General features: G+C 64.1%; 10 protein-coding genes and 1 pseudogene. 4 read left to right on the forward strand and 7 right to left on the reverse strand.

Features of this window, described 5'->3' with window-relative positions; all coding sequences use genetic code 11:
• Positions 1–256 precede the first annotated feature (256 nt).
• Positions 257–997: a GntR family transcriptional regulator gene (locus tag CCN33_RS24935; protein WP_086695724.1), complete on the reverse strand. Its 741-nt coding sequence runs from the start codon at positions 995–997 to the stop codon at positions 257–259.
• Between the two features lie 85 nt (positions 998–1,082).
• On the opposite strand from CCN33_RS24935, the gene CCN33_RS24940 reads away from it, so the two are divergent.
• The 3 genes from CCN33_RS24940 (at position 1,083) to CCN33_RS24950 (ending at position 4,919) form a co-directional block, all read left to right on the forward strand.
• Positions 1,083–2,171, forward strand: coding sequence for a DUF1152 domain-containing protein (locus CCN33_RS24940; RefSeq protein WP_086695725.1), 1,089 nt, complete (start codon positions 1,083–1,085; stop codon positions 2,169–2,171).
• Entirely contained in the window at positions 2,168–2,410 is a 243-nt protein-coding gene (locus CCN33_RS24945; RefSeq protein ID WP_086695726.1) for a hypothetical protein, read from the forward strand. Before CCN33_RS24940 ends, CCN33_RS24945 begins: the two co-directional genes overlap by 4 nt.
• A 454-nt stretch (positions 2,411–2,864) precedes the next feature.
• Positions 2,865–4,919, forward strand: coding sequence for an AIPR family protein (locus CCN33_RS24950; RefSeq protein WP_086695727.1), 2,055 nt, complete (start codon positions 2,865–2,867; stop codon positions 4,917–4,919).
• A gap of 327 nt (positions 4,920–5,246) precedes the next feature.
• On the opposite strand, the gene CCN33_RS24955 is transcribed toward CCN33_RS24950, so the two are convergent.
• The 4 genes and pseudogenes from CCN33_RS24955 to CCN33_RS33240 all read right to left on the reverse strand — a co-directional run.
• The gene (locus CCN33_RS24955; protein WP_086695728.1) at positions 5,247–8,324 is read right to left on the reverse strand and encodes a type I restriction endonuclease subunit R; all 3,078 of its coding nucleotides are present in this window, start codon (positions 8,322–8,324) and stop codon (positions 5,247–5,249) included.
• 3 nt (positions 8,325–8,327) lie between these two features.
• Positions 8,328–9,449, reverse strand: coding sequence for a restriction endonuclease subunit S (locus CCN33_RS24960; RefSeq protein ID WP_167387937.1), 1,122 nt, complete (start codon positions 9,447–9,449; stop codon positions 8,328–8,330).
• Between the two features lie 79 nt (positions 9,450–9,528).
• On the reverse strand, positions 9,529–11,103 hold the full coding sequence (locus CCN33_RS24965; protein ID WP_086695730.1) for a type I restriction-modification system subunit M: 1,575 nt from the start codon (positions 11,101–11,103) through the stop codon (positions 9,529–9,531).
• 1,005 nt (positions 11,104–12,108) lie between these two features.
• Positions 12,109–12,254 (reverse strand): annotated as a pseudogene (locus tag CCN33_RS33240) (replication initiator); the annotation flags it as partial.
• 327 nt (positions 12,255–12,581) lie between these two features.
• Here CCN33_RS33240 and CCN33_RS24970 point away from each other — a divergent pair.
• Positions 12,582–13,199: a response regulator transcription factor gene (locus tag CCN33_RS24970; RefSeq protein ID WP_167387938.1), complete on the forward strand. Its 618-nt coding sequence runs from the start codon at positions 12,582–12,584 to the stop codon at positions 13,197–13,199.
• Positions 13,200–13,373: 174 nt separating this feature from the next.
• On the opposite strand, the gene CCN33_RS24975 is transcribed toward CCN33_RS24970, so the two are convergent.
• Together CCN33_RS24975 and CCN33_RS24980 are read right to left on the reverse strand one after the other, a co-directional pair.
• Positions 13,374–13,835, reverse strand: a complete 462-nt coding sequence (locus CCN33_RS24975) for a hypothetical protein (protein WP_208621881.1) — start codon at positions 13,833–13,835, stop codon at positions 13,374–13,376.
• 1,227 nt (positions 13,836–15,062) lie between these two features.
• Positions 15,063–15,341, reverse strand: a complete 279-nt coding sequence (locus CCN33_RS24980; protein WP_341866592.1) for a DUF3761 domain-containing protein — start codon at positions 15,339–15,341, stop codon at positions 15,063–15,065.
• Positions 15,342–15,362: the final 21 nt, after the last annotated feature.

Here is a 15,362-nt window from a genome sequence, read left to right on the forward strand (position 1 = left end):
CCGTCGCAGTCGAGGCAGCGCCGCTTCGACGTGGCACGGTCGCGGTCGTTGGCCGTGGAGAGCGCCAGCGCCGTTCGGGAGCCGACGCGCTTCCATCCACGCCCCGACACCCCCGACAAGCTGACCGCGCATCATGCACCGGCCGTCGACTCGTCACGTCGTGCCCCCTTCTCCTCAGTGGCCTTAGCCACTTCCTGGATAGTGGCATTAGCCACTTGGGACGTGCAAGCGGTTCGCCGGAACTGGCGAGTCGTCGTCAGGTGAGCGGGTAGCCCTGCTCGAACGCCCAGCGGTGCGGCGGGTAGGTGGCTTCGGCGAACTCCAGGGGCCGGCCCTGGAGGTCAAAGACGACGTGATGGACGATGAGGACCGCGGACCTCGGCTCCAACCGCAGGTCGTCCGCCTCCTCGTCCGTGGCAGCCCGAGCGCACATCCTGTCTTCCGCGTAACTGCCTTGACGGCCCGTCATTCGCTCGACGTACATGAGCGTCCCTTCCTGGATCCGCTCGGGGTCCAGGAGCTTGGGTGCCCGCTGACCGACATCCGCAGCGAACCACGAAGTGGACAGGTTGATCGGGCCGTCCTGGTTGTTCGTCACCCGCCGGCGGTGCACGGCTCGGCGATCCTTCACCAGTCCCAGCGCCTCGGCGACGTACTCCGGAGCCTCCAGCCAACCGGTCGAGGTGATCACCGCATACTCTCCGGGCGTGTAGATCTTCCCGGTCTGCCGTGCACGTCCGTACAACTCCCGTGCACGCCGGTTCACTTCGAGGCTGCGCACGTAGGTCCCCGAGCCCTGGCGCTTTTCGACCAAGCCCTGATGGCTCAGCGCCTCTAGCGACCGCGCAGCCGTGGGCCGGGACACCTTCCAGTCCGCGGCGAGCTGCCGTTCCGAGGGCACCTCGTCCCCCGGCCGCAGGTCCCCCCGAAGGATCTGGTCACGGATGTAGTGGGCGATCTGGAGACACTTCGGCTGGGCCTCTTCGATCTGCGGCATTTCCCCTCCCTTCCTCGCCTAAGTGGCTATGGCCTTTTGCCACTATAGGGTGAGTGGCCAACACGTGAACCCGTACCCTGAGCGCATGACGCGGTTGATCGTCGCAGCAGGAGGAGGGGGCGACGCAGTCGCCGCCGCCATGCTTCACGCCGCCCTCTACGGCGACGAGGACCAGGTGGTGATCCTCACGTACGCGTGGGATCGCCTCCTGATCGACCCACTCCCGGGACCACGGGGAGCCGACAGCTTCAGGGGACTCGAACCCGTCACTCAGTCCGTCTGGTCGGTGCCGGCCGAGGCACAGCCGATCGCCCCGGCGGGCTCCACGCTCCCCCGTCTCTCGGCAGAGCTTCCGCACACCCTGGCCTTGCTCGACCCGCACCACGGCGCCGAGGACATCACTCGCCAACTCGAAGAGCTGGTATCCCACCTGGCGCCGACATCGATCGATCTGCTCGACGTCGGCGGCGACATCCTCGCCCAGGGCGACGAACCCACCCTCAAGAGCCCACTCGCCGACGCCCTCACCCTCGCCGCCTGTTGCCAGGTCAACGCCCCGATCCGACTCCTGGTCGCTGGTCCCGGGCTGGACGGCGAGATCTCCCCCGACGACCTGCGCCCTCTGTTCGGCACTCCCGTCCACACCTTCACGACCGAGGACGTGGAGACGATCGGCAGCATCCTGGAATGGCACCCCTCAGAGGCCACCGCCATGCTCGCCGCAACAGCCCGAGGAGCCCGCGGCATCTGCGAGGTGCGCGACGCCGGCCTTTCAGTTGCCCTCACCGACGAAGGGCCCACGGTCCACGAGGTCGACCTGGACGACGCGATCAGCCGAAATAGCCTGGCCCGCGCCATCATGACGACCGCCGCCCTGGACGAGGCCGAGGCATACAGCCGCGAGATCTGCGGCTTCTCGGAGATCGACTACGAACGCAGCAAGGCAGCATGGCTCACTGAGCGGCCACCGACGAAGCTGGACCGCGACGACGTGCTGTCTCGGCTCGACCAGTTCCAGAGCGAGGCCCGAGCCCGCGGAGTCACCCACACGACGTTCCGTCACATCACCGAGGCTTTGAACCTCAGCGGCTCCCAGCGGGACGAGCTGCGCCGGCTTCTCATCCACAGCCGACCGGGCCAGTACGACGCCCCCCTGTGGAACATCAGAGCATGAGCGCGTTCGACAGCGACCCAGCCCTGGACGACATCCGAGACGCAGCCGGCCACAACACAGAACTCGACGTAGCCGTACACCTGCACGACGGCACCGTCAGGCTCTCGATCCTTTGGACACAAGAGATCCTGCTTAACGCCGACGACGCCGACCAGGTGGCCCAGGCACTTCAGCGCGCAGCAGAACAAGCACGCAGGATCACAGCAACCAGAGAACCGAACAGGCCAACCAGTACCTGAATCTCACTGAGTTACAACCTTCTCTACGGGTTCAAGGCGGCTCGCTCCGCTCACCGCGCGCGGCCCGGCCCCCGGCCGGGCCTGCGCTCCTGTCTCCGCCCCGCTCCAGCCCGGCCGGTGTCCGTGCCGCGCACTAGGCAGTCAGCCGCCTCATGCCAGAGAGGAGTACATCGTGGCTGGGGCGGTCGGCTCCACGGCTTTACGGAGCCACTTTGGCACGAGCCTCGAAGATCATGGCCCCAACGTCGTGCTTTACCGGGCAGGTCCACAGACTGCCCGACGCGCCGGAAGCTTACGGGGCCATGATCACTCGCGCCAAAGCAGCGCCACCCCAAAGCCGCTCCACCGACCCACTTTGGCCGCCTCACCTTCACAGCTTCGGTCGCAGCGAATAGGTGGCCCACCACTCGCCGGCACTCTAGGCTGAGTGCTCATCAGGCATGGGGAGGCAAGCGTGAAGGACCTGCAAGTCAGGCAACTGGAGAACGCACTGGTCGAACAGTTTGATGGACTGATCGACATGGCTGATTGGGAGGGCCGGGACGATAATTCCGCACGAACATCCTTCTTGAGCCGTGCGCTAGCCGCACTGGCGGTGATTGAAGTGACCGGACTTGACCGCAAACAGGCCGCAGCATGCATCATTGACGGATTCGACGACCAGGGAATTGATGCTATAGCGGTCGACATCGACGCACCTCACATCTGGATCGTCCAGGCAAAATGGAGCAAGGAAGGCAATGCAACATTTGATCAGAAAGCTCTTTTCGCCGTCAAGGAAGGACTGAAAAAGCTAGTCAATAGCCAGTATGATCGATTCAACAAAAAACTCCAACCCATGGTGCCCAATCTAAACTCAGCCCTGAGTAACCCGCGCGTTCAAATCACTATCGTGCCTGCACTGGCCGGAGATCGAGAGCTGTCCGCCGGAATTCAACGCGACTTTGAGGATCTACTCCGCGAATACAATGACCCGCAGGAGATTCTTCGAGTCGAGCCGCTTTTGCTTCCTCACTTCATCAGCGCCCTGAGATCCGGACTCGATGACCCTCAGATCGATCTCGCGGCCAGGATGCCAGATTTCCGGTACCACGATGAGCCATACCTGGCGTACTACGGCACCTTGACAGCCGATCAAGTTGTCCGCTGGTACAGCGAAAACCGCCATCGGCTTTTCCAGCGCAACATTCGTTTCCCTCTAGGCCTAACCAAGATCAATGCAGGCCTAGTAGAAACCGTACTGCGCGAACCAGAGCATTTCTGGTATTTCCACAATGGAATTACCGTGTTGTGCGACCAACTGAACGTAAGTCCGCGCGGCGATCTAGAGCTCTCAGGCGCTAGCGTCGTAAATGGTGCACAAACAGTTGCGTCCCTGCATGAGGCTGCTGAACGGTCTGCAGAATCCGTGGCGCGCGCACGTCTCAATGTGCGAATCATCCCACTTAAGGGAACTCCTAATAACTTTGACCGTCGCGTCACTATCGCGACCAACACTCAGAACGGCGTAGCTGAACAGGACTTCAGGGCGCTCGATCAAATTCAAACACGACTTCGATACGACTTCGATGTCACGCTCAACAAGAAGTACGTTATCAAACGCGGCGAAGCTCCTCCAGCACCCTCCGAAGGCTGCGACATGCTAGAGGCAGCGATCGCTCTCGCATGTGCACACCAGGAAGCCAGGTTCTCCTTCCAGGCGAAATCTGATACATCCCTTCTATGGAAGGACGAAACCTACCCAAAAATCTTCCGCAGCAGAGACGCTCGCCAGGTATGGCGCGCGGTTAAACTATTTAGGGAGGTGAAGCAGGAGGTAGATCGTCAGCAGCTACGACTGGAAGGACGCGCTAGCGTCTTCGCTGAACAGGGTCAATACCTGATCGCCCATCTTGTATTCCGAAGCAATAGAAACTGGTCATCTTGTTCAGACGGCGAATGGGAAGAACTTGCGAAGCAGATTCCCACCTCTGTAGATGCCGCTTTGCGATGGGCAATGTACGCGTTGGATGAGCCTGGAAGCCAGGTCGGCGCAGCATTCCGCACTGCTCAACGTTACGGGCTGGTGGTACAAAGTGCGGCTTCCGGTATCCTCTCGGGGAAGTCAACTCCCGAGCTCTCTCCTGAATACGAAGCAACGGAACGGGAAAAGCGAGCACGTCAAGCGAACGCCGTCACCGTAATCGTGGATGCGGGGGCCATTCCTGAAGGTACCCGGCTTGAGTTCCGACCGATCGTGGAACCGGAACGACGCGCGTTGAGTGAGTGGCTTTCGGAAGACCAGCGCCGCGGGTCGGCAACATGGGTCGTGAGCAGCAGCAGGAGTAAGGTACTCCTCTGGGAATGGGATGGAGAGCGTTACTCTCCCAGCGCGTTGGTTATGGAAATGTTCAAACAAGCCAATAAGTCTGGCCCTAAAGCCGTACAGGGCACGCGTCGTTGGTTTGTGCCCGGGCAAGGTTCCCTTGTCGATATCGCCAACAGGATTCGCGGCGAGTCGGCAGAGTAGAGGTCGCCGGCGCTTCTTCTGAGCGCTCCATCTGTCCCAGCCGAGTGCCCAACTGTCCGACAACGCCGACGCACAACGACGGGCAGGGGCGGGCTTCAGCGGAGCATGAACACGCCCAAGGCAGAGTCTCCCAAGTTGCTTCGGGCCGAAGAAGAGATCGCCTACCACAGGTATGCCAGATGCAGCGGTCAACAGGGTGGCAAATGTGCGCATCCGTGCCCGCTAGATCGGCTGGCGAAATGGCATGTTCCCAGGGGATAGATCAGGGCCCGAGCCGCGCGACGAGGCCCGGCAACCGCTAGAGGTTGCCGGGCCTACGCGTATTCGTCAGTCAACGAGGTAGTGGGCTTCGATGTAGGCGACGGTGGAGTCGTACGGCTCCCCCACCGGCTTCAGCGTGTAATGGCGGAAGACCGTGGCGGTGGCGCGGCGGACGCCTCGGTTGCGGGCGTCGGCGTTGTCCCATGACTGGGCGAGGGTGCGGGTGACCACCTTGTCGATCTCCTCGGCCAGGTTCCTCTCCGTGACGGTGAGGCCGGGCGGTGCGTGGTCGTGGATAATCCGCGACAGGACGCCCACGTGGTCATCGTCCAGCACGACGACGGCGTCGTCGGGGTGCTTCTGGGCGTCCACGATGGCGCGGGCGACCCGGAGCGCTTCGGACAGGAACCCGAGGGCGTCCTGGGAGTTCTGGATGATCTGGTCCCGCAGCCGCTTGATTCGCTCCGCTAGGGCGGTGTACTTCGCAGACCCCGGTTCGACGCCCTTTTCGAGGGCTGCCTTGATGTGGTCCAGGATCTCGGCCGCGGACGGCGGCGTCTTGTCCTCGCCGTCGTCCTTATCTGGCTCGGGGCGGACGAGGGCCAGCAGCTCCTTGAGAATGGCGATGCCCTGGGCGTCCAGGACGAGGGGTTCCTCCTGGGAGGCGACCACGGAGAAGGAGTGGACGTGGGCGTTGATGATCTCCAGGACCATCGGTCCCAGCTCGGCCAGCCGTTCCTTCCTCTCTTCGTCAGAGGACTTCTTGAACAGGGTCGTGTACACGGACCCGAACAGCCCGAAGCCGTCCTGGTACTTGGCGATCCGCTTGTCGGTGTTGATGAGCGGGTACAGGCGGGCCAGGAACCGGTAGTCCTTGGCGAACACCTCGGCGGCGCCGGGGTTGGCGTCCAGGAAGACGTTGATGGCTCGCACGGACTCGTATCCGTGGACCGTGAGGTCCAGGCCGTCCAGGTCCGCGAGGAGGTCTTCGATGCGGGCGAAGATGGTGCGGAACTCGGCGATCAGCTCGGACAGGTCGGTGACGAATCCGCCGCCCTTGCCAGCCCCCTTTGCGGTGGGGTCGGCGACGGCCCGCTGGACCTCTTCGGCCAGGCCGATGTAGTCCACGACCACGCCGGAGGTCTTCACGAACCCGGTCGGGGACACCCAGGTGCGGTTCGGGCGGGTGATCGTCTGGAACAGGTTGTGGGCTTTCAGCGGCTTGTCCAGGTAGAGGACGCCCTCGTTGGGGGCGTCGAACCCGGTCATCAGCTTCGCGGTCACCACCAGGAAGCACAGCGGGTCGTCCGGGGTAAGGAATCGCCGCTTCTGCTCCTCCTCCTCGGCCTCCGAGAGCCGGAACGGCCGCATGGCGGGGTCTTCGTCCTTGGAGTCCGAGACGGAGATGTTCACCTCGGCGGTGATCCGGTCGTGCTTGCCGACCTCGGCGAGCACCTGTGACGCCTCGAAGCCGGCCAGCAGCTTGTTGATCTTGTCCGTGTACGCCACGGCCAGCTCACGGTTGAAGGCGACGACCTGGGCCTTGAGGCCGTTGCGGTAGGCGCCGGCCAGGTAGTGGTCCACGATGTCCTGGCAGACTGCGTGAATGCGTTCGGGGTTGGTGAACACCGAGGTGAGGCGCCCGAACTTGCGGGACAGGATCTCGCGGTCGGGGTCGTCGAGGTCGAAGTCGTCGGCGAACTGGTCGAACTCGGCCTGCAACTCCTGGGCGTTTATCTCAAAGGCAGCCGGGTGCGGGTCCAGCATGACCGGGACGGTCGCCTCGTCCAGCAGGGACCGGGACACCGAGTATCGGTGCAGCACCTTGCCCGGGTCGGTCTCTTCGCCGAAGAGGGCGAAGGTGTCGGTGGCGAGGTTGCGGACGGGGGTGCCGGTCATGCCGAAGAACTTCGCGTGCGGCAACGCTGCGCGCATCTGCCCGGCCAGGGACTTCGATCTGGCGGACTGGGTGCGGTGTGCCTCGTCGACCAGCACGATGATGTTGTCCCGGGTCGACAGGTTCTTGCCAGCGTCGGCGAACTTGTGGACAGTCGTGGAGATGACGCCGCGCACGTCATCGGCCAGCAGCGCCCGCAGCTCGGCGCTGGTGGCGGGCTGGTGGAAGTAGGCGTCCCCCATCGCGGAGGTGAACACCCCGGAGGTCTGCCGGACGAGGTGGGTGCGGTCCGAGAGCAGGATGATCGTGGGCGACTCGGTGCGGGTGTCGGCCAGCAGCAGCGAGGCGGCGAACACCATCAGCAGCGTCTTCCCAGACCCCTGGTGGTGCCATATCAGGCCCTTCGACCCGCCCTCCAGGACCCGTTCGTGGATCAGGTGCGCGGCCTCCATCTGCGGGTAGCGGGGCAGGTACTTCTTGTCCACTCCGCCCCCGGCGGTGTCGAAGAGGGCGAAGTTGACGAGCATGTCCAGGATCGTGGCCGGGTTCATCAGCAGCTCGACGGAGCGCTGTACGTCGGCCTGCCCGGACAGGTTCTCGTCGTCGGCGGTGGACCGGAACGGCTGCCACAGGTTGGTGGGCGCGCCGGCGGCACCGAACCGCAGCTTCAGCCCGTCGGAGGCCACGGCGAAGACGTTGGGGGTGAAGAACCACGGGTACTCAGTGGCGTACACGTCGTTGATCTCGCGGGCGGCGTCGACCCACCCGGACTTCGCGGTCGGGGACTTCACCTCGACGACGACCAGGGGCAGGCCATTGACCCAGTACACGAGGTCAAACCGGCGGGAGATCTTGCCGGGGACGGTGATGGTCACCTCGTCCGACACGACCAGCGTGTTGGCGGTCGGGTGATCGAAGTCGATGACCTTCAGGGCGTGCCACACGCCGTCGGCGTCCCGGAACTCCTTACGCCCGCGCAGCAGGTGCAGCACCTCCTCGTTGGCCCGCACCAACCCGCCTTCGACGGCGTTGACCGTGGCGACGATCTTCCCAACCACCTCGTCCACGTCGAACCCGTCAATCACCCCGGGGTTGAGCCGAACGATGGCGTCCCGCAGCTGGCCGGCGACCACCGTTTGCGTCGTCTCACGCGGCAGCGATCTGCCCTGTGTGAAGCGCCAGCCCATCGGGAGGGACCACTGGATCATTAAGTTCTGGAACTCGCGCTCCCGAATGCCCTTCGCCACGGCTCAGACCTCCAGCTCGGTGGACTCAATCTTGATCGTCTGATCCAACAGCCCTGACAGCAGACCCGCTCGGACCTGACGGAGACTGGCGGCCTCCGCGCGCAGAGTGACGCCCAGTGCATCAACCGCTTCAGCACTCTCAACGAGTCCCGCCTGCTCTTCCAAGGAAGGCACGCGAACCTCGCGGGCGATGTACTCCTTTACCGACAGATTCGTGATCCCAGTCGTGCGGCGGGAGTAGTTGCGGGTCAGCCCGGATGCCCAGTCGTGTCGAAGCCGCCAGAACACGTACCTGGGCAGCGCATTCTCTGGGTCTACTCGCAGCAATCGCTGGAAGTCGGTGGGCACGCACGACTCCAGGCCGGGACCTGCGATAACGACTCGACCGACAGGCTGCTCGGGCGAACCGCCAGACCGCTCCAGGATGATGTCCTGCTCCCGCACCGTCCGGGTGTCCGCTTGCTTGGTCGTGAACGACCGGACCGGCGAGCCGTCAGTTACGAAGTCCGAGGTACCGGGCGTGTAAATGCGAGGCCCAAGCGCGAGTCGATCAACGTCGCCCTCGCCCTCAGGTTTGCCCCAGACGCCCCCGACCACATGGGAGCACAGATCAACAATCCGATGCGGTTTACCATCGACAGCCTCGAAGTGCTCCGCGAGCACCATGTTGAGGAGCCTCCGTGCAGTGCTGGCCTCGGAATCAAGTGTGGCGATCTGGTCATCGACTGTGCTGATGATCTCGGCGATCCGCTCCTGCACCGGCAGTGGAGGCAGGGTGATGGGAATGGTGCTGAACGCCTTAAAGGGAAGACTGCGCCTGCGGTTTACGCTGCCTTGCGCATTGTTGGCGTACTCGGCCAGCATCCGAGGGCTACGGACCATCAGTTCTGCGTACTCCGGCAGTGCAGCCCCTTCACCCTGCCATCGGAGGGTGGTGTACATGGGGCTGATGACTCCGGTCTCACCCAGGTTGTTCCGAGCTATGGACCCCTCGTCGATGTGGATGGTGGAGTACGCCCACCCTCCCGGTGCGACGGTCTTGTAGCCATCGAGCTTCTCCGACGCGATCCTCTTGTCGAAGTAGTCGTCGGAACGTACGAACCCGTCGTACTTGGACAGGCTCATCACAGTCGGCTCGTCTGTGTGTGCCCCCAGCTTGGAGTTGTCTACCGAGAAGAGCTGTCCGAGTGTTACTTGCTGCCAATCACTCATCGAAGCCCTCGATTCCAGCGGCAGCGAGCACCGCCACCATGTTCTCTTCGGCGTGGCGTCGTTCGGCTCGGGCGACGTTGTAGGCGTCGATGAGGGTTCCGAGGTCTTCGGCCTCGCCAGCGGCTCGCTTGATGTAACGGCCGATGTTCAGGTCGTACCCGTGCGCGGCGATCTCCTCCATGGGAACGAAGCGCGCGGCCAGGCCGCCATCTCCGTCGAGGTCGACCGGGGTGCCGTCGGTGCCGAAGCTCGAGTGGTAGGTGGTCACCACGTCGGCAATGTCTGCCTCGCCAAGCACATTGCGCTTTTTGGCGTGCGAAAACCGCTTGGAGGCGTCGATGAGCAACACGCCGCCCTGCCGCTCTGGGGCCTTGGTGCCAGGGGCACGGAAGACCAGGATGCAGGTCGGGATCCCGGTGTTGTAGAAGAGGTTGGCTGGCAGCCCAATCACGGCCTCAAGGAGATCGTCGTCCAGAACGCGCTGACGGATGGCTGCTTCTTGCCCACCGCGGAAGAGAACGCCGTGAGGCAGGACGACGCCGGCGCGGCCCTTCTTCTGGTCCATGCTGGCGATCATGTGCTGGACGAACGCCCAGTCCGCCGATGACTGCGGGGCGACCCCGCCGATGGCGCGTGGGTCATCCGTCCAGGGCTTCCACTTCAGGCTGTAGGGCGGGTTGGCGACGATCACATCGAACTGCGCCACGGACCCGTCCGGCTTCTTGAAGCGCGGGTCCTTCAGGGTGTCGCCGACCTCGACCTGGAACTGGGTCAGGTTATGCATGAAGAGGTTCATGCGGGCCACACCGGCGGTGTCCGAGACGGCCTCCTGCCCGTACAGCTTGAGCGTGAAGCCACGCCCGCCGTGGGCCTTCAGAAGGTTCGCGGAAGCGATGAGCATGCCGCCGGACCCGCAGGCCGGGTCGTACACCGACTCGAAGCTCTTGGGGTCCAGGACCTCGACGAGCAGCTCGACGACCTCACGCGGAGTGAAGAACTGGCCGGCGCGGGTGCCAGACCCGTCGGAGAACCGCTTCAGCAGGTATTCGTACGCCCCGCCGAGCACATCGTGGGACATGTTGCCCTCGTGCATCTGCGGGGTGCGGTCCATCGCCTGCATGACCGCCGCCAACACCTCCCCCGACAGCACCTCTTCCGAGGTCCAAGTCATGGACCCGAACAGGCGCGAGAACTTGTCAGGGTTGGCCGCCTCGATGGCCTGCAGGGAGGCGCGGATCCGCTGACCGAGACCGGGCTGGGTGATGGTGGCGAGGATGGACGACCAGGAGGCGCGACGCTCCTGGACGGTGCCAGGGTGGATGAACGGGATCTCGAACGACTGGTAGTCGCGGTACTCGATCTCGTGGGCTTCCTCGGCGGAAAGGTCGTCCAGGCCCTCGTTGTCGGCCAGGAACTCCTGGTGGTTGTGCTCCCAGGTGTCCGACAGGTACTTCCAGAACATCAACGGGAAGACCACCGAAGAGTATTGCGCTTCGGGCATCGCCACGCGCAGCTCGTCGGCGGCGTCCCACAGCCGGTTCTCGATCTCCTGCTGGGTCACTGCCATCAGTCGGGGGTGTCCTTGCTCGTCAAAGGGTGGCGACCCGAAGGCCACGGTGCTCCTGCAGGTCAACCTACTTCGAGCGTGTCCTGCATGTACACGTCAGGGGTGTCCAGTCGGGTGAGCACACGCGGGCCGTCGTATTGCCTGTGCGGGCGACTTGCCAACGATATCCCTCCCCCGGACCACGGAATACGGCAAACGGCAAACGGCAAACGGCCCAACCAAACGACTCGCTTATTGATCTCCTTCCCGCTCCCGCAGAGCTGTCCGTCTGAGCCATGCCGTCGAACTCCTCGGCTGGGCACGCGCCACGGTGGCCGTCCCGCCCGGGACCCTGCCCAACCTCGGCTCCACCCCACCCGGCATTCGGACATCATGTTTACCGGCACCCTGAGCTGGGTCCGCCCTGATCACCGACATCGTCCCTGATCTGGACACGGTCAATCATGTATACCGCCACCACCTCTGTGTTCCAGCACGGAAGCTCCGCGGTGCTTCCACACAGCGCAGCCAAGTTGTCCAGGACCGCGTCACAGTCCTTGCAGGGCCTGCTTCTATGCAGGTCGGCCGGGGTCACTCAGGTCGCATGCGCGAGGCTAGGTGGCGCCCGGGTCCGTGGACCATCTGTGGACGAGTCTTGTTCCTCGGAACTGTTGAAAGCCCGTCACCTGGACGTACACCAATTCCCGAAGGGGCCTCCGGAGCCGTGTGTGCAGGTTCGAATCCTGCCGCGGCACTGGCCGAAGATCAGCAGAGATCAAGCGCTGACCAAGGCGGATGCCAACAGAAGAGGGCGGGAGTCGGTCTCACTGACTCCCGCCCTCTCTCGTTGTCTCTCAGCGTTGGCGACACACCTCCGACTCACTCGGCCGCAGACGCGACACCCATCCCTGGGCCGGCCGACCGGAGGGCCTTCGGGGGAAGTAGGGCAAGACACCCCGTGCGCGGGGCGGGTGCGAACGTGTAGCCCAGGAGTCGACTCTAGGCCAGCTTGAGGACCCGGCCGCGGGCAGCGGCAGCGCGGATCGTGTCGGCCAGGACGGCGACGGTGGCCCAGGCCGGCGGGGCGTGTCGGGAACGTCGGCTCCGTCGAGGCGGACCACGGCGTGGCAGTGCAAGGCCCCACGCTTCTGGAACTCGGCGACGGGGCCGAACCAGGGCGCGGTGACGCCGGCGAAGACGCGGGGACCCGAACGGTCGCGGGGGCGTCCTTTCATCGTCCGGTGATCCCGGCGCGGATCACCGGTCGGGGCTTGCCTAGCCCGCTGCTGCGCGAGGACCCGCTCCTGGCGCTGTGCATGGGCAGAGTCAAGGATCATGAGCCCCTTCAGCTCGTCTTCCCCCATCCGGGGCAAACAGAGGTGCCACTTCTTCCGGAAGGGACGACTCTGGGATCAGACGGTGGGAGGCGCCGACCGTCCACTTCGTTGGGTCATGTGGGCGATCGCCCGCCTAGGTTGGAGCTGCTGATGAGGCCCTCGGTGACGTCTATCGCCGTTGTTTGCGAGTGGTCGTTGCTCCAGCTCGGTATCGCGCAGGCAATCGACATCCAGCCGGATTTGCACATCACGACCTTCGTCAACAGTGTGGATGACCTGCTTCGCGAGGCGCCTGACGTAGAAATTATTGTGCTCACCAGTCTGCGGGTATTCGATCAGTCGACAGCGGAACAGGTAGCCCAGTTGCAGCAGCAAGGGTATGCCGTCGTTGTGGTATCGACCTCGGAGGCTCAATCCGACGCCGTCCTGTGCATCCAGGCCGGCGCCCGCGGCTATCTCAGTCGACATACGGACGACTCGGAACTCGCGACGGCCATCCGCGTTGTTGCCTCAGGAGAAAGCTACTTCGGCACCAGCCTCGCGGGCAAGGGCCTGCCTATCGCCCGCCCTCATATCACTAGCCGCGAGAGAGAGATCTTGCAGCTTATTGCCAGCGGCGCGACAGATCGCGAGATTGCCACCAAGCTGAACATCACTGAAAACACGGTTCATACACATCTAGAGCGACTGGGAAGAAAACATGGCTCTCGACGCAGGGCCGACCTCACCCGCCTGGCTCTTGAATGTGGCATGCTGGAGAACTACTCCAGAGAGTGTTGACCGGATCTGCCGAGCGCGCAGTCCGCAGCTCGTCAGACCTGATTCGCACCTCGCAAAGATTCTCTCCGCGAGGTGCGAACCAATCTGATCGCGTTCCGCTCAACCGAGGTTGGCTGACTCAGCGAGACTTGGGCTCACTCGTAGGCCGAGCGCATTCGCCACGGGTTGCCGGGGTCATCCCGCAGTCGTGGTGCCGCCGCCGGGCGGGGTCGTGGTCGTACCACCGCCGGGCGGAGTCGTGGTCGTACCACCACCGGGCGGAGTCGTCGTCGTACCACCACCGGGCGGAGTCGTGGTCGTACCACCACCGGGCGGAGTCGTCGTCGTACCGCCACCGGGCGGAGTCGTCGTCGTACCACCACCAGGCGGAGTCGTCGTCGTACCGCCACCGGGCGGAGTCGTCGTCGTACTACCACCACCAGGCGGAGTGGTCGTCGTGCCGCCACCAGGCGGAGTCGTCGTCCCGCCACCCGGGTTGCCCTGGGTGTTGCCGCTGCCGCTCCCCTGCGTGGGGCCCTGGGTGTTGTTGTTGCCGCTTCCCTGCGTGGGGCCCTGGGTGTTGTTTTGGCCGCCGATCTGAGTGCCACCGATGGTGTTGTTGTTTCCGGTTATTGTGTTGTTGACAGTGTTTGTCACGTTGTTGGTTATCTGGTTCACCACGGAGGGTGGCAACCCGAGCCTCTGGGCTTCTGCTTGTGCCGCCTGTCGTCCTATTGCGGCTGCTTGCTGCTGGGAGGCGCCTGTGCGTGCTGCCTGCTGTGCGGCTGCTGTCCCTCTTGCGATTGCCGCCGAAGCGGCTGACGAAGATGTCGATGCGCCTGAGGCCGGTCCTGACGACGCGCACTGAACGGGTCCTACAGAGACCGGACCACCGCCGGTGAAGCCGATTTGGACGTCGCCCGTCGATCCCGCCGCGACGCGAGAAATGGATGCGCCATTACCCGTGACGTTGTATGTCTGATTGGGAGTAAATCCGTTACCCCGAATCATTCCGTCTTGCAGACGGCATGACGCCGCAGGGGCCGCCGTCGGAGCGGTGGCAGCCTGGGCGGTGGGAACAGCGCTGACGGCTGCACCTGCGGACAGCGTCGCTGTTATCGCGGCCGCCAGAAGTCCTTTTCTCATCGTTTCCCTCCTTCTGCGGGGACGTATCCGATCCACTCTTACCGTTTGTCGGATACTCGACCCAGGTCAGGGAAGGGGGCTCCATACGCTGCAAGACAGTCCGCATAACTGGGCCCCGGAAATTTGCACAACCGACGAAGCGGCCGCAATCCCCATACTGACCTCGCGCGTCGCTCGAGTCAACTCGCAGCACGGGCTGGAAATAACCACGTCGCTTGTGGCCATAAATACCCACGCTTCAGATCCGAATAAGCGTCGAATCCTTTGTTGAGCGGGTTGCCGTCAATTTGCTTCGACTGCAAAAGATCGCTGCCACTGGCGGCCGTGTAGCTGAAATTCACCACGCTCGTGTCCGACTCGACCCCGACGTCTGCCTCGACGGGGGTGCCACAGCTACCGCCGGCGCCCACGTGCCCACGGATCGTGATGACCTCGATCGGTCGGCCGAGCAGCGAGCGAGGCCGCGAGTCGAGGATCGCTTCAACCTCACTCCAGCCACAGATCAGAACCCCGCCACCTTCGCCCTCACGTGGGCTTCGGAGCCGTGTGCGCAGGACCGGATGCTGCCGCGGCACTTCAGAGCAGGTACCCGAAGACCCCGTCCCAGTTGCAATGCTGAGGCCGGGGTCTCGGTGTCCGCGTTGCCGGGTGCGAGTCACAGTGAGCCGGCGCTGGGATCGGCGCGAGGATGCACAGCACTCCCGGCGTACTCACGACCTCCCCGACTTGGGAGTCCGACTACCGATAGAAGACGGCGACGCCCCCATGATGCGAGCAAGCCCCCTGATGGTGTGCCGCGTACGAATACGACCCGTCGTTGCACCGCGCCGTCGCCCCGCCACCCCCCGAGCTGGACCCTCCGGACGAACTCGAGCCGCCGGACGAGCCGGACCCGCCCCCTGACGAGCCGTAACCCCCGCCGGACGACGAACCGCCCGACGTCGAGCCTCCCGAGCCCGCCGCGGCCGCGTGCGCGGTGACCGTCACCCGGACCTTGACCTTGACCGTCTTGGTCACCGTCGGCGCGGGCTCGGGCTT

This window comes from Streptomyces recifensis, from assembly GCF_002154615.1.
Classification (GTDB): Bacteria; Actinomycetota; Actinomycetes; order Streptomycetales; family Streptomycetaceae; genus Streptomyces; species Streptomyces griseoluteus.